11 protein-coding genes are annotated in these 17,408 nt (G+C 63.4%); all 11 read right to left on the reverse strand.

Annotated features, from left to right (window positions below):
- Nucleotides 1-57: 57 nt before the first annotated feature.
- The 11 genes from AADA15_RS13290 to AADA15_RS13340 all read right to left on the reverse strand — a co-directional run bounded on the left by AADA15_RS13290 (nt 58) and on the right by AADA15_RS13340 (nt 17,275).
- Nucleotides 58-1,794, reverse strand: a complete 1,737-nt coding sequence (locus tag AADA15_RS13290; protein ID WP_341642039.1) for an adenylate/guanylate cyclase domain-containing protein — start codon at nt 1,792-1,794, stop codon at nt 58-60.
- On the reverse strand, nt 1,791-6,680 hold the full coding sequence (locus tag AADA15_RS13295; protein WP_341642040.1) for a PKD domain-containing protein: 4,890 nt from the start codon (nt 6,678-6,680) through the stop codon (nt 1,791-1,793). The genes AADA15_RS13290 and AADA15_RS13295 overlap by 4 nt, the downstream gene beginning before the upstream one ends.
- Nucleotides 6,681-6,708: 28 nt before the next feature.
- Nucleotides 6,709-9,003, reverse strand: coding sequence for a FecR domain-containing protein (locus AADA15_RS13300; RefSeq protein ID WP_341642041.1), 2,295 nt, complete (start codon nt 9,001-9,003; stop codon nt 6,709-6,711).
- 384 nt (nt 9,004-9,387) lie between these two features.
- Nucleotides 9,388-10,077, reverse strand: a complete 690-nt coding sequence (locus AADA15_RS13305; protein WP_341642042.1) for an ABC transporter ATP-binding protein — start codon at nt 10,075-10,077, stop codon at nt 9,388-9,390.
- Nucleotides 10,074-10,835, reverse strand: a complete 762-nt coding sequence (locus tag AADA15_RS13310; RefSeq protein WP_341642043.1) for an ABC transporter ATP-binding protein — start codon at nt 10,833-10,835, stop codon at nt 10,074-10,076. The genes AADA15_RS13305 and AADA15_RS13310 overlap by 4 nt, the downstream gene beginning before the upstream one ends.
- Nucleotides 10,828-11,814 carry a branched-chain amino acid ABC transporter permease gene (locus tag AADA15_RS13315; RefSeq protein WP_341642044.1) on the reverse strand — a complete coding sequence of 329 codons (987 nt, stop codon included), beginning with the start codon at nt 11,812-11,814 and terminating at the stop codon, nt 10,828-10,830. The genes AADA15_RS13310 and AADA15_RS13315 overlap by 8 nt, the downstream gene beginning before the upstream one ends.
- Nucleotides 11,814-12,734 (reverse strand): branched-chain amino acid ABC transporter permease, encoded by a 921-nt coding sequence (locus AADA15_RS13320; RefSeq protein ID WP_341642045.1) that lies wholly within the window; start codon nt 12,732-12,734, stop codon nt 11,814-11,816. Before AADA15_RS13320 ends, AADA15_RS13315 begins: the two co-directional genes overlap by 1 nt.
- A gap of 61 nt (nt 12,735-12,795) precedes the next feature.
- Entirely contained in the window at nt 12,796-13,932 is a 1,137-nt protein-coding gene (locus tag AADA15_RS13325) for an ABC transporter substrate-binding protein (RefSeq protein WP_341642046.1), read from the reverse strand.
- 329 nt (nt 13,933-14,261) lie between these two features.
- A complete protein-coding gene (locus tag AADA15_RS13330; protein ID WP_341642047.1) occupies nt 14,262-15,011 on the reverse strand; it encodes a maleate cis-trans isomerase family protein in 750 nt (249 codons plus the stop codon).
- Nucleotides 15,012-15,015: 4 nt separating this feature from the next.
- Nucleotides 15,016-16,191 carry a M24 family metallopeptidase gene (locus tag AADA15_RS13335; protein WP_341642048.1) on the reverse strand — a complete coding sequence of 392 codons (1,176 nt, stop codon included), beginning with the start codon at nt 16,189-16,191 and terminating at the stop codon, nt 15,016-15,018.
- The gene (locus AADA15_RS13340; protein WP_437343195.1) at nt 16,184-17,275 is read right to left on the reverse strand and encodes a pyridoxal-phosphate dependent enzyme; all 1,092 of its coding nucleotides are present in this window, start codon (nt 17,273-17,275) and stop codon (nt 16,184-16,186) included. The genes AADA15_RS13335 and AADA15_RS13340 overlap by 8 nt, the downstream gene beginning before the upstream one ends.
- Between the last annotated feature and the right edge of the window lie 133 nt (nt 17,276-17,408).

Genomic DNA, 17,408 nt, shown 5'->3' on the forward strand with positions numbered 1-17,408 from the left:
AGCCGCAAAGACAGGGCACCGCGACGAAAAAAGGACGGACAGGTGTCAAGATCACCGTCAGGCCTGAACCGGCGCGCGCAGCACGGCGGCGAAAACCGGAACAGGCTCTGCGTATCCCTTGAGAGAGACCGCCGGAAGTGCCTCGAAATGAAACCGCTCCGAGCCGGAGGCCGCGCTGCGCGAGGCCTCATCGATCAGGACCTGGTCCGGCGCAGCCTTGGAGCAGAGCCGTGCAGACAGGTTGACGGTCGAGCCCAGCACGGTGAAGTCCATCCGGTCGCGGGCTCCGGTGGCCCCCATGACCACTTCGCCAGAGGCAACGCCGATGCCCACGTGCAGATCATAGTCGGGGTAGATGCTGAGCAGATTTTGCAGGTCTGCGATGATCTCGACCGAGGCGGCAACGGCGCGTTCCTCCTTGCCCTGCCCTTCGAAGACAGCGACCAGTGCATCGCCAATGAACTTGTCCACGTCGCCGCCGTATTTGTCGACCAGCCCCGCCTGCACATCAAAGTAACGGTTGAGCACTTCGACCACGGTTTCGGGCGGAACAGTTTCGGAAAATGAGGTATAGCCGCGAATGTCAGTGAAGATGACCGAAACGCGCCGCCGTTCTCCGCCGCGCCGCATGCCGCTGTCCTCGGCCTTGCGAATGGCCGACATCGTGCTGTGCGAGACGAATTTCATCAGCTCGAGCCGCTCGGCCAGATGGGCAATCATCTGGTTCACCTCCCGCGCCAGCTGACCGATCTCATCGCGACTGCTCACCCCGCGGACGCGGATGGCAAAGTCGCCCTGCCCGACCTTCTGCGCCACATCACCGATTTTCAGGATCGGCCTCGTCAGCCCCTGCGCCATGAAAAACGCCCCCATGGCCGCCAGTACCAACCCGACCAGGCCCACCTTGGCAATCTGCAGGGTCATTGCGTTCACCACGGCATAGGCGCTGTCTTCGCTCAGCTCGGTGATCACGGCCCAGGGAAAGTGCGATGGAAAGGCATAGGCCCCAAGAACCGCCTCCCCATCCCGGCGCACATAGGGTTGCAGGGCGTCGGCCCGCGCGCCCGCCACGATCAATGGGATCGCGCTGGCCACGATCCGACGGTCCGAAACGACGCGTGGCCTGTCGGTCAGCACCAGCCGTCCGGCATGGTCCACGATCGCAATCTCGCCGCGCTGCGCAAAGGGATGTGAGGCCACCATCTGTGCCAGAAGATCGAGATCGATCTTGGCGGCCATGGTCACCTCCCGCCCCGCAATATGAGTATTGAGCGGCAGCGCCAGGGTGGCCATCCAGGTTTCGATTTCGGGCATGTAGCGGATCACCGGCCTGCCGAACTGGCCCGTTTCAGAGATAGAGGTGATGAGATCGGCGGGTGTTGAAAGAACCTCCACCGGATCCAGACCAGCTGCCTGCAGACGGTCGCTGTACTTGGCATTGGCCACCAGAATCGGCAGATCGGACCCCGCGACAGACAGCTGAAGCGCAGCCACCTGAGGAAGCTCCTGCAGACCCAGTGTCAGCAGGGAAACCTTCTGCGCAACATCGAGATCAGGGCTGTCGACCCCGTTTCGGATCACCATCAAAGGGGTGAGCCAACGACCCTGAAAGGTATTGTCGAACGACGTGCGCAGCTCGGCTGCAACCGAGGTCAGATCTTCGTTCGCCGCACTCTTGAGTTCATCCCGCGTCAGGCGGCTGATGTTCTGGGCAACAAGGATCAGCGGCCCCACGGACAACAGAACCGCGAACAGAAAGAACTTGGCACGCAGGGGAAAGCGAAGGCCTTTCATGGCCGTGCCACCGCAGTGATCACGGCCGTATCGCGGGCAATCCCGCAGGCAAGGCCGGTGGCATCACGCCCTTCAAGCGTGACGGTATATTCCCCGGGGCTTGCGTAACGATGGCGGTTCACCGCCCCACTGGCGCGCGCCCCGTCGCCAAAGTCCCAGGTAAGACGGACCCCCTGCCCGTCAGGGTCCTGAACCCCGGTGGCATCAAAAGACACTACATCATGGGCGGCCCCGACCAGCACCTTGCGATCCGGTCCGGCATCCACCTGCGGCGGAGCGTTGACAAGGATTTCGGCGGTGTCCAGACCCGTGTCACAGCCGGAAGCGCCACTATCGTCGCGCACGGCCAGGGTCACGGTTCGCGCGCCGGGGCTGTCAAAGATGCGTTCAACCTGCGCGCCTTTCAGCACAGTCCCGTCGCTGAAGGTCCAGATCCATTCCGTCGGCCTGCCGTCCAGATCGGCAGAGGCCCCCGCATCAAAGCGCAGCACGTCGCCGGCACAGGCGACCCGGTCTGGTCCCGCCATCGCCACAGGTGGGGCGTTGACCCGGACGTAGACCTCTTCGCGCCGGGTTGCTCCGATCAGATCCGAACCATCCGTCAGCGTCAGCGCCACGGGAAAGACGCCGGGGCTTTGGAATGTGTGGCTGGCCGAAGCACCGCTGGCCGAAGCCGTCCTGTCAAACAACCAGCTTGCGGTCTCTCCTTTCGCCAACGGGATGTCCCAGGTGACCGGCTCACCGGGGCAAACGGCATTCTCAGTTGCCAGTCCGGCGAAGGGAGCCGGGCTCACCGTGATCTGCCGCGTGACGACCGATGTGCTGTTCAAGACCCCCGCGTCATCCGTCACGGCAAGGCGCACCCCATAGGTTCCAGCCTTTTCATACCGATGAGAGACAAGCACACCACCGGCGCTGGCTCCATCGCCGAAATCCCAGTCGAAAGCCGTGATCGCCCCATCCGGGTCGCTGCTTGTGCCGGCATCAAGGCGCAGGTCCTCTCCTACGGAGGCTTGCAGCGGCGCGTCAAAGGCGGCCAAGGGGGGCGCGTTGATGGTGATCTCGCGGTTTGCCATCAGAACGTCACACCCCTTCGTGCCGCCCTCCAGCTCCAGCGTCAGGGTCACCGGGTAGCGCCCCGGCTCGGCAAAACGATGAGAGACCTCTGCGCCGGAGGCCGTGCTGCCATCTCCAAACTCCCAGGTCAGAGCCGCAACACGCTCGCTGCCGAGATTGCGGATCTCGGCCTCAAAGCTCAGATCCGCGTCAAGGGCACCCCGGTCAGGACCCAGGATCACCGGCTCCGGCGCTGCAACAACGGTGACCTCTGCAGTATCGGTATCCAGCGGGCTGCAACTGTTGCGCGCATCCCCCGAGATCGTCAGGGTCACGGTATAGGTTCCCGGTCGGGTATAGCGGTATTCCGGGGTTGCACCGCTGCCGTTGCCCCCGTCGCCAAAGGTCCAGGCAAAGGTGTTGACCGCTCCATCCGCATCCGTCGATTGCATGCCGTCAAAGCGTACTGGCTGATTGGTGCATACTGTTCTGTCAGGGCCCGCGGCAGCGATCGGCCCCTCCTGCACCACGGCCGCAATCCGGTCCACGGCGCTGCCATACCTGCTGCCCGTCTCGTTTTTTACGGTGAGGGTGACAGGATAGACTCCCGGGCGTTCATAGCTCTTGCTGGGATTGATAAGGTCCGAAGTCTCTCCATCGCCAAAATCCCAGGCATAAAGCAGCAGCCCGCCGTCCGGGTCGCGGCTACCCGAGGCGTCAAACAGGATCGGCTCACCCGAACAGACCTCGCGGTTGCCCCCCGCGTCGGCAAAGGGACGGGCCCGGATGGTCACCCGCGTTGCCGAAACCGCGCGGGCGTTGCTGAGGCCAGTGCCGTCATCCACCCAAAGAGTCACGGGATAGACACCCGGACCAGGAAACACATGCGTGACCTGCTCGCCTTTGCGGGGGGTGCTGTCGTCGCCGAAGTCCCACTCGTAGATCAGGGTGTCCCCATCCCCGTCGCTGGAGGCACTGCCGTCAAAACTAACATAGCGCTGTTCCGTCTCGATTTCAGGACCGGCATCGGCGATGGGCGGATGGTTGACCCGCACGGTCAGATCGTCCACCGCGGTGCTGTTGCTCACGCCAGCCGCGTCAGTCACCACCAGCTGAGCGGACCAGACCCCAGGCGACACATAGGCCCGCTCAAGATAGGCGGCGTCCAGTGGCGATCCGAGATCGTCGAATTCCCAGCGATAGGACGTCAGAACGCCATCGGCATCGAAACTCTGGCGACCGTCAAACGTGACGGTGGTGCCCGGGGCCACCAACCGGTCGGGCCCGGCAATGGCCACTGGCGGCGCATTTACGGTTATCAGGACTTCCCCATCATCTCGCGCAGGCGCAAGGGCAAAGTCATCCTCCACGCTGAGCCGCACCGCGTATAGTCCCGGCGCGTCGAACACATGCGCCACCCGTTCCCCTTGCTTCACCGTGCCATCGGGGAAGTACCAGCGATAGCGGGCGATCTTGCCGTCCGGGTCGACAGAGGCCCGCCCCGACAGCACCACCTCATCGCCGGGGGCAACGGTTTGCGGCGGGCCTGCATCCGCAATCGGCGCGGCATTCACCACGACTTGCAAGGTGTCGCGGTCCCTGTTGCGCGGCGCCGTGCTGTCATCGCGCACCACGAGCGCCACGTCATAGGTGCCGACACGCGCATAGGCATGCGTCGGGTTCGGCCCCTGCCCTGTGCTGCCGTCGCCAAAATCCCAGAGCCATTCGATCACCTTGCCATCGGGATCACGCGAGCCTGTGCCGTCAAACTGAACCTCGCTCGCCGTGACAAACTGATCCGGGCCGGCCTCTGCCACTGGCGCGGCATCCACGCGCACGGACTGGCTCAGAGATTGCAGAGCCGAAGCCGTGCCGCTGTTGTCCTCGACCAGCAAGGTCACCTCATAGGTTCCGGGCGCACTCCAGGCATAGCTGGCGGTTTGCCCCTCTCCCATTGCCCCGTCTCCGAAATCCCAGATGAAAGACACGATCTGGCCATCCTCGTCGCTGCTTTCCCCGGCATCAAACCGCGCGACTTCCGAAACGGAGATCGGCCGCTCCGGCACTGTGAACCGGGGCACCGGCGGCATGTTCACGTCAACCTGCAAGGCATCTGTGGCCATATCGTTGGAGACACCGCTGTCATCTGTTACCCGCAGCGAGACGCGAAATGTCCCTGATCTCTGGTAGGCGTGGCTGACCTCGGCCCCTTCAAGTGTCGTGCCGTCGCCCATGTCCCAGAGATACCCGGATATGCCCCCGTCCACATCGTAGCTGGCCCGCGCAGAGAAGCGCAGCGTCTGACCGACAGTTCCGATCTGATCGCTGCCTGCCTCGGCAACCGGGGATGCGTTGACAAAGACCTGCCGCGTTGCAACGCCAAAGTTGCAGGGATGGTCGGTCTCATCCCGCACCCGCAGCACGGCACGATAGGTTCCGGGTCGGTCATAGACATGACGCACCTTGTCGCCCTCGGCCGCTGCGCCATCGCCAAATGTCCAGCCATAGCGTGTGATCGGACTGTCCGAGGGCCGTGAAGCACTGCCGTCAAAGGCCACCACCTGACCCGGTGCCACGAGGACATCCTCCCCCGGCACCGCGACCGGTGCGTTACGCACATGCACCGGCAACTCAAGGCTTGCCCCGCGCCCGGGTCGCGCGCCGGGCTCCAGCACATTCAGGCGCGCGGTGTAGCGCCCCGGCGCGGTGTAACGGTGAACGACGGCAGCGTTTTGGGACCCGGAGCCATCGCTAAACTCCCAGGAATAGGACAGCGGAGAGCGCCCCTCGGAAAGGCTCGCCTCAAATCCAACCGCCCGGCAATCCGCGAGCGGGCTGGCCAACCCGGCGGCCACCGGCCTGCGCGGCTGGAGGGCGATGCGCGGCGGCATGCTGAGGGGCAACGGCGCGCCCTTATCATCGAAAACCGCCAGCGTGACATCGTTTGGCACCTCAAAGCCCCCCGAAAGGGAGAGCGCCATGTCATGCGCTGCCTCGCCCCTGTTCGCGTCACTTGGGATGACCGTGTCCGATGCCCAGACATCCTGACCAGAGATCTGGACCTCGTGGTCACTGTATTGCGTCAGCAGGTTCAGATCGCCATTGGCCCCGTCAAAGCTCTGTATCCGCAGCGGAACGGAACCGGGTGGAGCCGTGAACCAAAGCTCGGTCGGCGGGCTGTTTCCCGGCCAGCGCACCGTTGGCCTGTAGGAAAACATCTGAAGTCCCTGCGGCGCCACATTGCGATCCCGCGCAAGGCTCAGCGCAAGCGAAAATCCATTGCCGTCATTGCCCCTGGCGCCCTCCACATCGAGGCGGAAATAGGCACGCCCTTCGATGATCTCCCCCTGACGCGCCTGCAGCGCCGCGAATGTGATCCAGCGCCCGTCTGTGGCATCATCATTGCCAAATTCCCGCTCCCGCAGAAGCTTTCCCGGAGCCGGAACCGCCTCAGGCCTGCGGGCCGCCCGTGCGCCATCCTTTACCGGGGCGGGCCGCTCGATGTCCGAATAGCTGCCCTGACCACCAAACAGGCGAAAACGCGTCAGGGCATCCGCAGTTCCGCCGTATGAAAAATCGCCCTCAGCGTGGGTTTCGGGATCAAAAAGGCGCAGGTAAAGCCGCTCTGTCTGATCGCTGGGCAGGCTGAAGAAGATCTGCTCGCGGCTGTCGACATCGCCTTCACGGCTGGGAGCCGCCTGACCGTAGACCACGATCAGGGCCTCCTGAACGCTGGTCCCCTGCGCCCAAAGCGCGTCCGTGGTGGCAAAGGCGCACAGGCCAAGCCCCGTGACAGCAGACCAAAGGGTTCTGCAGGTCTTTACGGTCATATTTCCGCCCCTTGTCTTTCAGCCTTCCTCACCGGAAAGCCGCATTTCCCACGTAGTCCTCGATCATGACTTCCACCAAAAACAGATCGCCCGGCTCGGGCGGCAGCACGGCCCGGCATGTCTCGGCCGCCGTGTCGCACCGCAAATACCCGGAGACCTCACGCCCGCCGATCTCGATCACAAAGGATGCGGCCTGACGCAAACCCGATCCATCGCGGGCGCGCACTTCGATCTGGATCCCGCCTGCGTCGCCGTCCGGACGGGACAGCGTCACCCCCAGAACCTCGGGCGGTTCGGTATCGAAGACCGTGCTGACCTGTTTGACGGCCACATTGCCCACGGCATCCTCTGCAACCAGCTCGATCACGTTGCGTCCCGGCGCAAGCAGCACCTCATGGGCAAAACGCCCCTCTGACATCGTCACCGCATCGCCATTCACAAACAGAGAGACCGCATCGCCGACCTCACCCTCAAGAGCGAGGCTGTCTTTGCCCACCACTGCTGGCGGGGGGACATCCAGCACAATTTCAGGCGCATGCTGATCGCGCAAAGCCGCAAAGGCTAGTTCCCCCTCCACCGCGCCCAAAGGCGAGAGTACTTCGATCCGGTAATCCAGCGCCGGATCCGAGGCAGGAACCGAGAAGGACAACCGCCCATCTTCCGCCACCCGGGTGCGCAGCACATCCCCACCGGGCCCCAAAACGCGCGCTTCTGCCCCCGGCGCGGCATCCGCGCTTGCGCTCACCGACAACTCATCTGATCGCGTGGCCAGAGCCGACCCCGCACGCGGCATGCCCGCATCCAGAACGATGCTGACCTCGACCCCGGGCCTGTAGACAACGGTGGTCTCGCGGGTCGTACGGTTGCCGGCCGGATCGATGGCAACAACCGAGAGCAAGGTCTCTCCCGGCTCAAGTGTCAGGTACTTTTCGAAACTCCCATCCGCCGAGGTGTTGAGCGTCTCTCCATTCAAATCAACCCGCGCATTGGCCTCTGCCGCGCCCAGAACCATCACACCTGGCTCGGACAGGACAGCCCCCTGCGATGGTGCAAGGAGCGTGAGATACGGAGGGACCTTGTCTTCGCGCATGGCAAATCCGCGCGGAACGCTCCAGGCGCCGGGCAAGCCCAGCTGGTCCAGCGCAGCCACGCGCCAGAAATACTGGTCCGGGGGCAGTTCAGCCGAAAAACCTGTCTCTTTCACGCCCCATTCGGACAGCTTCATGGCATTGAATGCAGGGTCTCTGGCCACCTCTAGCCAATAAGCTTTGGCATCCGGGAAGGCCTCCCAGCCAAGCTCGGCAACACCCGAGTAGATCGTCTCGCCCTGGGTCGGCATCTGCAAGGTTGGGCCCGACAGAACCGCCGCACGCGCCGCCTTGCCGTCCGCGATCACAACACCTTCATTCTTGCCAACCACAATACGATCCGGGCCACGCGCGATCTCCAGATCGGTGCTGTCGTAATTCACGAACCGGGCACCACTGTCATCGTTCTTGATCCAGAAATCGGCAGAGTTGGTCCGGGTCTGCAGCCCTGGGACATCGATCTCGAACGTGGTCTTTTCGGTCAACTGGTTCAGCAGCGCGTAAAAATCCCCATTGGCGAGGGTCACCTTGGTCACCTCGTCGCCCGTCAAGGGATCCGATCGCATCCGCTGAATGGTGGCATTTGAGTTGGGATTGAGACGCAAGCGGCTGAGGTCACGGAAGGTGATTTGAGTTGTACTGGCCGAAAGGGTGCGCACACGCTCAAATTCGACAAGGATATCGTCCAGCTTCCGCCCGGACCACGCTGGTTCGGTGGGCGCACGCCCTTCCACCTTGCCCTGTACATCAGACATCACGGCCTCGGCAGCCCTGTCGCGTTGCGCGATGGACAGATCCAGAGCGACCCCGGCAAATTCGGTCGCCAGATCGGCGAGGCTCACGACCTGGCGCCAGGCGCCTGCGGTGCGTTGGCCGACCGCCAGATCCCGGTTTTCAATGGCTTGCCCGATTTCAACCGGCGCGAAGATACCGGCGCCTTCTGCATTGGCGGATTGTATCGCACTCAAAGAGGTACGCAGCGCCGCATCCGCAGCGCTCACTTGCCGCACGGGCATCATGAGCCGCATGCCGGGCCGCAGATCCACGGGCGATGCAATGTCGTTCAGCGCCAGCACGGTCGGCCAGAGATCCGGGTCTTTCAGATGCCTGCCGACCACGGCTCGGATCGTATCACCTTTCTGAAACTCGAAAGGCACGAGGGGCGCATCCAAAGGATCGTCTTCAGCCAGGGCAGCTTCGGGAGCAAACGACAACAGGAAAAACGCGCTGCCCATGGCCCGCAGCATTGAAACAAACAGCTGCTTTACCGTTTTTGCAGTAATTCGCCTCGGCATAAACAATTCCGTTCAACCAAGCGAGGCTGGCACACTCAGGACCTGACGTGACCAACGTCGCAGTCGTACTCTTATTGGAACGATTACGCCCCAAATTAGCCAATTTTCAAAGGAAATAATGAAATCGGCCCGTGATCAGTCTGGCTCGGTGCTGTGGATGAAGCGGGGCTTGTCGGGACTATCTCCATTGATTCGACTGCCGAATTCCGGAACCTGACCAGAAAGTCGGCAGAGGCACGCAAAGATCGCCAGACCGCCCTTCAGGCAGCCCGGCGACCCCGTCATCCAGCCAATCTGCATCCGGCCAACCGAACCTGGCCGTTTTCAAACCCCCAGATACTGATCCGTCAGATCCGGTGTCAGCGCATCCATTCTGCCGGTCCAGACACTTTGCCCCCGGTTCAGGATCACCGCGTGGTCGGCGATCTGGGCGAGTTCCTTCAGCGTCTTGTCCACCACCAGGATCGACAGGCCAGCCTCCCGCTTCAGCTGCGCAATCGCCGCCCAGATTTCCTGCCGCACCACGGGGGCCAGGCCTTCGGTCGCCTCATCCAGGATCAGCAGGCGCGGGTTGGTCATCAGGGCGCGGCCAATGGCCAGCATCTGCTGCTCTCCGCCCGAGAGGGAACTGGCGGTCTGATCGCGCCGTTCCTTCAGGCGTGGAAACAGCCCGGCGACACGGTCGAAATCCCACGGGCCCGGCCGCGCGGCGGCGGTGAGGTTTTCCTCCACCGTCAAAGGGCCGAAACAGCGCCGACCCTCGGGCACCAGCCCGATGCCCAGCCGCGCAATCTTGTGCGAGGGCAGCTGCCGCAGGTCGTGGCCGTCAAAGCGCAGCTCTCCGGCAAAGGGCTGCACCATGCCGCAGATCGATTTGATCGTGGTGGTCTTGCCCATGCCGTTGCGGCCCATCAGGGCGACGACCTCGCCCTCTGCCAGATCCAGCGAGACGCCGAACAGCGCCTGCGAGGGGCCATAGGAGGCTTCGATATTCTTCAGAGACAGCAGGCTCATGCGGCGGCGTCCTCTCCCAAGTAAGCGCGGCGCACCTCTGCGTTTGCGCGGATCTCATCCGCCGTGCCGGTGGCGATCACCGCGCCGTAGACCAGGACGCTGATCCGGTCGGCAAGGGCAAAAACCGCGTCCATGTCGTGTTCCACCAAGAGGATCGGCGCCTCGTGGCGCAGTTCATCAAGGAAACCCGTCAAGGCCTTGGACCCGCTTGCCCCCAGCCCCGCCATCGGTTCATCCATCAGGAAAAGTTTCGGCTGCAGCGTCAGCGCCACGGCGACCTCCAACTGGCGGCGCTGCCCGTGTGACAGATCCGCGGTGCGCCGCTGCGCCTCGTCCTGTAGGCCAACGCGTTCCAGCGCGCGGCGGGCAGGATCAAGCAGGCGCTGATCCTTCATCACATTGCGGAAGAAGGAAAACGCCCTCCCCCGCGCGCCCAGCACGCCAAGGACCACATTCTGCAGCACCGTGAACTCCATCGCCAGCGACGAGATCTGGAAGGTCCGCCCCAGCCCCAGCCGCGCGCGGGCCACCGTATCCAGATCGGTCACATCGCGGCCCAGAACCTCGATCCGGCCAGTGTCGGGCCTCAGGCTGCCCGAGATCTGTTTGATCAGGGTGGATTTGCCCGCGCCATTGGGACCGATCAGGGCGTGGATTTCACCGGGCCGCAGATCAAGGCTCACGTTGTCGCTGGCCTTGAGGGCGCCGAAGCTTTTGCTGATGCCCTCGACTTTCAGAACGGGGGTCGCGTCAGTCATGGGCCACCTCCCGTCCGGCAACGGCTCCGATCAACCCGCCGCGTGCGAAAAGCACCATCAATAGCAACAAGAGACCAAGGAAGATCTGCCAGTATTCACTGAAACCGCCCAGGATATGTTCGAGCAGGATAAAGACAGCCGCGCCCACGACAGGGCCAAACAGCCGCCCTACCCCGCCGATGATGACAAAGACCATGATCTCCCCGCTGGTGTGCCAGCTGAGCATGGTCGGGCTTACGAACCGGTTGAGATCGGCATAAAGCGCGCCCGCAAGACCGGTGATCGCGCCCGAGATGACAAAGGCCACCAGCCGCAGATGAAAGGGCGTGAGGCCCACGGTCATCACGCGTTCCTCGGTCTGCCGGGCGGCCGCCAAGGCAAGGCCAAAAGGTGAGCGTGCAAGACGCGCAGAGAAGACCAACACCACGCACAAGATCACATAGGCAATCAGGAAGAACTGGATCGGGTCCAGCGTATTGAGGCCGGGGAATTCGTTTCGCACCCAGATCGACTGACCGTCCTCACCTCCATAGGCGGACCAGCTGATTGCGAAGTAGTAAAGCATCTGCCCGAAGGCGAGCGTAATCATGATGAAATAGACACCCGAAGTGCGTAAGGACAGCGCCCCGATCAACAGCGCCGCGAGGGCACTTGTGACGATGGCGACCAGCCAGATGATGGGCATCTGATTGGTGCCTTCGATCAGGAAAGGCACCTCCATGATCGGGTCATAGTTCTGCGCATGCGCGGCAAGGATCCCCATGGCATAGCCGCCGATCCCAAAAAAGGCCGCGTGCCCAAGGCTCACCAGCCCGCCGATGCCCAGCGCGATGTTCAGGCCGACGCCTGCCAGCGCCAGGATCGCGACCTTTGTGGCAAGCGTAATGATAAAGATCTCGTCCATCGCCAGCGCCAGCAGGGGCACCGCCAAAAGGGTCGCGGCCAGCGCAATGTTCAGTGTTGTTTCGCGGGTCGGCATCAGGCGCTCCCCCCATATAGGCCCGACGGGCGCACGAGCAGAACAAGCGCCATCAGGATGTAGATCAGCATAGAGGCGAGCGAGGCGCCCACGGAGGTTGCGCTGGCAGGCTCAAGGAACAGACCAAAGAACTGCGGCAGAAACACCTTGCCCAGCGTGTCGGTCAGCCCCACCAGCACCGCACCCACCAGCGCGCCCTTGATAGATCCGATGCCGCCGATCACGATCACCACGAAGGCAAGGATCAGCACCGGCTCGCCCATGCCGACCTGCACGGACTGGATCGCGCCGACCAAGGCTCCAGCAAGGCCCGCCAGCGCCGCGCCCAGGGCAAAGACCAGCGTATAAAGCCTGGAAATGTCCACCCCCAGTGCCGCGATCATCTCGCGGTCAGCTTCCCCTGCGCGGATCTGGATCCCGATGCGGGTGCGCGCGATCAGCCAGAACAGCGCCGCCGCCACCACAAGGCCAATGGCGATGATCGTCAGCCGATAAAGCGGATATTCTATCCCGCCGGGCAGTGTCACCGGGCCAGAGAGGTAATCGGGCACATCCAGAAACAGCGGAAAGGAGCCAAAGATCCAGCGCGTCCCTTCGGAAAAGATCAGGATCAGCGCAAATGTCGCCAGCACCTGATCGAGGTGATCGCGGTCATAGAGCCGCCGGATCACGGCAACCTCGACAATAGCGCCCGCCGCTGCGGCCGCCGCAAGGCTCGCCACCAGCGCCAGCAAGAAAGACCCGGTCAGCCCCGCCACGGCGGCGGCGGCAAAGGCACCGACCATATAAAGCGCGCCATGGGCGAGGTTGATCAGCCCCATCACGCCGAAGACCAGCGTCAGGCCCGCAGCCATGAGGAACAGCATGACCCCGAACTGCAACCCGTTCAGGACCTGCTCAAGAATGAGAAGTATGGACATGGGAATGTTCCGCCACTGCAGGGGCGCCTTTCGTCAGCGCCCCCGCGAGATTGGAGGTCTCTTACATCTTGCACTCGGCCGCGTAGGCGTCGCCGCGCATCTCAAGGCCGGTGGCGATGATCTTGTTGGTGAAGACCTCGCCTTCCTTGATCACTTCGCGCACATAGATGTTCTGGATCGGGTGATGGTTGGGGCCGAACTTGAACTCACCCCGCACCGAGGCAAAGTCCGCCGCTTCCAGTGCCGCGCGGAAGGCGTCCTTGTCGGACACATCGGCCTTGTCGAGCGCGCTCAGGATCAAGTTGGCGGTGTCATAGCCCTGGCTTGCATAAAGCGAGGGCAGACGACCATAGGCCTCCTGGAAGCCTGCCACGAACTCGGCGTTGGCCGCGTTGTCCAGATCCTTGTTCCACTGCGAGGTGTTCTTTACGCCCAGCGCCGCTTCCCCCACGGCCTGCAGGATGCCCTGATCAAAGCTGAAGGCCGGCCCCACGACGGGCAGGTCCACGCCGCTGTCGGCATATTGCTTGAGGAAAGAAATCCCCATGCCGCCCGGCAGGAAGAAGAACACTGAATCCGCACCCGAGGCCCGGATCTGGGCGATCTCGGCGGCATAGTCGGTCTGACCCAGCTTGGTGTAGATCTCACCGGCCAGATCGCCCTCATACATACGCTTGTAGCCGGTCAGCGCGTCCTTGCCCGCCGGATAGTTGGGCGCGAGGATGAAGGTATTCTTGAAGCCTTCGGCGCTGGCATAGGCGCCAGCCGCCTCGTGCAGGTTGTCATTCTGCCAGGCCACGTTGAAGTAATTCTCGTGGCAGCGCTTGCCCGCAAGGGCCGAGGGGCCGGCGTTGGGCGACAGGTAGAACACACCCTGCGCGGTGGCTGCAGGCACCACGGCCATGGCCAGGTTCGACCAGATGATGCCGGTCATGATATCGACCTTTTCGGACTGGATCATCTGATCGGCCAGCTGCACCGCGGTCTCCGGTTTGCGCTGATCGTCCTCGATCACCACTTCGATGTCGTCGCGACCCGCCTTCTCGATGGCGAGCATGAACCCGTCGCGCACATCGACGCCAAGGCCCGCGCCGCCGCCCGACAGGGTGGTGATCATGCCGATCTTGGTGCCCGCCTGCGCCGCCATGGCGAGGGCTGATACGGCTGTTGCCAGCGCCAGAGTTTTGATTGCTTTCATTTCCCAAAGTCTCCCTATTGCAGTTATTGGACCGGATCCGCGTTTGCCGCGGTTATCTTCGCATCACCACTATTTCCGCTATGAGCGGGTGGCGCCAGTCCTTCGTGGCCTCTTCCCTTCTGATGGGGGCACCTTTTTCCTCTTGTCGGGTTTTGGCGCATGTAAGGCTCTGGTTCGCCAGCGCTCCCTCAAACTGTCGCTGCCTTATGCGGGCAGATCCGGCCTTTGCGAGGGCTGACAGGAAAACTCTAGGCAGCTTCGCCCAGTTATTTCAAGATTAAAATATTAAACCCTAAAATATAATTCACAGTGCCAAAGTGAAACGCTGCTCACGCAGGCAATCGCTCAAACAGACGCCCTGGTCCGCTACAAACCTCAGAAATCCCTGCGAGATGTGCCATGTGCCAGGCCAGAACCTGATTGCTGCTCAGGACCGGCTTGCCAAGCTCGGCTTCCAGATCCGCGATAATATCCAGCGTGCGCAGGTTGGTGCAGGACAGGAAAACGGCCTCCGCCTGCTGCCCCACCGCCAGGGCCGCTGCACGAATCGAGGCGGGGTCAATTCGCGCCACCCGCGCCTCCACCTCTTCGCCAAAGGAGACCGTCGCGCGCACCTCATGCCCGCGCGCCTCAAACGCCTGCCTGACCGGAGCACTAACGCTCTCAACATAGGGCGACACGATCGCCAGCGACCGGGCACCCAAGCTCTCCAGCGCCGCCAGAGCCGCACTCAGAGGATCGGTGACACGGGCAGAGGCGGCGCCCTGGCGCACCAGCTCCGCCACGCGGTCCGCACCGATCAGGGTGGTGCCCGAGGTGCAGCCATAGCCGATCACATCAAAGCGCGCCGCCGGGGGCAGCAGCGCGGCGGCGGCGGGCAGTGTGCGCTCCATCGTGGCGATGGTATCGGGCGTCAGCTCGTCCCCGCTGGGGATGCGGGTCACGTATTGCGCCACATCGCCGCCCGGCAACAGGCGGCGCATGTCCTGTTCCAGCGTTTCATCCACCTGCAGGACGATCATCCCCAGCGTGGCGCGGCTGCCGATCGGACCTGTCAGATCGTATGGAAAATGCTGCATAGGATCACTCCAGAACCGGCAGGTTGGCCGGAGCGCGGGTTGACAGCAGTTCCGGGCCGCCCTCGCGCAATACGATGTTTTCCTCATGGACCAGGATGCGCCCCGGTGCGATCTGCGCCCCCGGCTCCAGCGTCAGGACCATGCCCGCCCGCAGGACCGTCTGATCCTTTGGCGTGAAGGAGGGCCATTCGGTCAGGGTCACCCCCAGCCCATGCCCCAGCCGCCCGCCACCTGGCGTGGCGCCTTGGGCGCGCAGGCCGTCGCTCAGGATCCGGTGTACATCCGCTGCCGCCATACCGGGGCGCAGGGTCTTTAATGCCAAATCCGTCGCCGCATAGAGGGCGTCATGGGCACGCGCGGTCTCTGGTGCGACCTCACCAATGGCGAAATTCCGGTCAAAATCGCAGAAATACCCGTCCAGCACCGCACCGGTGTCCAACATCAGCACATCGCCCCGTGCCAGCGGTTGCGCCGTCGCCGGTGAGATCACATCCCCATATCCGCCCTGCCCGGCGCCGCCCGCCGTATAGCTGACCCAATCAGCGCCTTCCTCCAGCAGAACACGCTGGAAATCGCGAAACACCGTATCAAGCGGCCGCCCCGCACCTGCAAATTCCGGCACGCGGGCAAAGGTGCGATCCGCCACCGCGCAGGCCGCGCGGATCTTTGCGACCTCGGCCTCGGATTTCACCTCCCTTACCCGCTGCACGACTTCTGTGGCATCCGCCATCCGGCGCGGCGCCAGACGTGCCGTCAGCGCCATGTAGTCTCCCAGAGCCATGCGCAGCTGCGTTTCCAGCCCCATCGGCGTGCCGACCACCCCCTGCTCTGGCACCAGGTCACAAAGGGTTGCTGCAAGCAGGTTGACCCCATCGTCCTCGGGATCGGGCGCATCCCAGGTCCGGATCTCCGTAACCCAGGTTTGTCCCATCAACTCGGCCCCGATCGACGGGATGACCGCAACCGGATCGCCTTTGTTTGGCACCACAACAAACCAGGGGCGAGCGGGGCTTTCCCAGAACCGCGTGAGAAACCCCGTCACATAAAAGATGTCCGCCGCCGTGGTCAGCAACAGCGCGTCCATACCCGACGCGGCCATACCTGCCTGCAGCGCATCCCGGCGGCGCAGGAATTCCGGGCGCGCAAAGCCACGCGCCGGATCCGGGCCACGGTCAGCCATCTTCGGGCCCTTCGCTGAGAATCGTCAAGACACGAGCATCGGTGCCCAAACCCGGGATCCGCCCCGCCATGAGCGCGGTCAGCCCCGCCCCGCCTGACGGGGTTGTGGCATAGCCCATTTTCGTGAGGTTTCTCGCCCCATCGACGCCCTCCTGCTCCGAAATGGTCACGAAAAGATCCGCATCACGGGCAAGCCCGTTCAGCGCCACCAAAGACGGCGTCTTGCAATCGAGCCGCCCCATACAGGAGGCCGCCCCGCGCGTGTCGACCAATTGCCCGGCGCGGATACTTTCGATGAGCGCGGGCGCCATATCGGGCTCCACCACGACGATCTGCGGCGCATCCCCCCAGACGTGGCGTGCATAGGCCGCAACCGCCGCCGCCATGCCGCCAACCCCGGCCTGCAGCACGATATGCGTCGGTGCCTCATCCATCTGCACGGCAGCCTCGGCCGCCAGTTGCAGGTACCCTTCCATCACCATGCGGGCAGGTTCAGTGTATCCGGGCCAGGAGCTGTCGGACAGAAGAGTCCAGCCGTTCTCCCGGGCCTGGGCCTGGGCTGCAGCCATGCTGGCCTCATAGTCGTCACCTGCACGCACCACCTCTGCGCCCTTCTCGCGCAGGCGTTCAGCAAAGGCCTCTGGCACGGTTTTGGAGAGGAAGATCACCGCCCGCGCCCCGAAATGCCGCGCCCCGGCAGCCACTGACAGACCATGGTTGCCCGCACTCGCGGTGGCAAAGGTTCGCCCCGCAAGTGCGCTCTCCCAAACAGGCCCTTCCGACCCCAATTCACGAAGGACGGAAGCGGCTTCACGGGCAATGGCATAGGCCGCACCCAGCGCTTTGAAACTGCCCAGCCCCATTCTGGCGCGCTCGTCCTTGATCCAGAGCTGGCCGACCCCGATCTCCTGCGCCAGATCATCGGCATCGATCAGGGGGGTTACCGCGTGACGCGGGCATAGGGTCAGAAGCTTGGCCACGGCAGCAGCGTCGACACTTGGCTGGATCGGCGCAACCACACCCCCAACCGGCAACGTCTTGCCCCGCCACATGTTTTCAAGAGTGTTGCTCAGTTCCGCGCCCATGCGATTTCCATCTCCCGGTCTGTCCGTCCGATCCTGACCAAACGTAGCCCGGCAAGCCATCGGTTTGTCGGAAATATCACGCAGGTTGAGGCCGAATTTCCGACAGTTTTCACGAAATACACTTGAAATCGGA

Source organism: Phycobacter sedimenti (assembly GCF_038148855.1).
Lineage (GTDB): Bacteria > Pseudomonadota > Alphaproteobacteria > Rhodobacterales > Rhodobacteraceae > Phycobacter > Phycobacter sedimenti.

Excerpts from the sequence above, each read along its gene's own strand:
- AADA15_RS13290 (WP_341642039.1), bottom strand. The coding sequence starts at position 1,794 with ATGAAAGGCCTTCGCTTTCCCCTGCGTGCCAAGTTCTTTCTGTTCGCG.
- AADA15_RS13295 (WP_341642040.1), bottom strand. The coding sequence starts at position 6,680 with ATGACCGTAAAGACCTGCAGAACCCTTTGGTCTGCTGTCACGGGGCTT.
- AADA15_RS13300 (WP_341642041.1), bottom strand. The coding sequence starts at position 9,003 with ATGGGCAGCGCGTTTTTCCTGTTGTCGTTTGCTCCCGAAGCTGCCCTG.
- AADA15_RS13305 (WP_341642042.1), bottom strand. The coding sequence starts at position 10,077 with ATGAGCCTGCTGTCTCTGAAGAATATCGAAGCCTCCTATGGCCCCTCG.
- AADA15_RS13310 (WP_341642043.1), bottom strand. The coding sequence starts at position 10,835 with ATGACTGACGCGACCCCCGTTCTGAAAGTCGAGGGCATCAGCAAAAGC.
- AADA15_RS13315 (WP_341642044.1), bottom strand. The coding sequence starts at position 11,814 with ATGCCGACCCGCGAAACAACACTGAACATTGCGCTGGCCGCGACCCTT.
- AADA15_RS13320 (WP_341642045.1), bottom strand. The coding sequence starts at position 12,734 with ATGTCCATACTTCTCATTCTTGAGCAGGTCCTGAACGGGTTGCAGTTC.
- AADA15_RS13325 (WP_341642046.1), bottom strand. The coding sequence starts at position 13,932 with ATGAAAGCAATCAAAACTCTGGCGCTGGCAACAGCCGTATCAGCCCTC.
- AADA15_RS13330 (WP_341642047.1), bottom strand. The coding sequence starts at position 15,011 with ATGCAGCATTTTCCATACGATCTGACAGGTCCGATCGGCAGCCGCGCC.
- AADA15_RS13335 (WP_341642048.1), bottom strand. The coding sequence starts at position 16,191 with ATGGCTGACCGTGGCCCGGATCCGGCGCGTGGCTTTGCGCGCCCGGAA.
- AADA15_RS13340 (WP_437343195.1), bottom strand. The coding sequence starts at position 17,275 with ATGGGCGCGGAACTGAGCAACACTCTTGAAAACATGTGGCGGGGCAAG.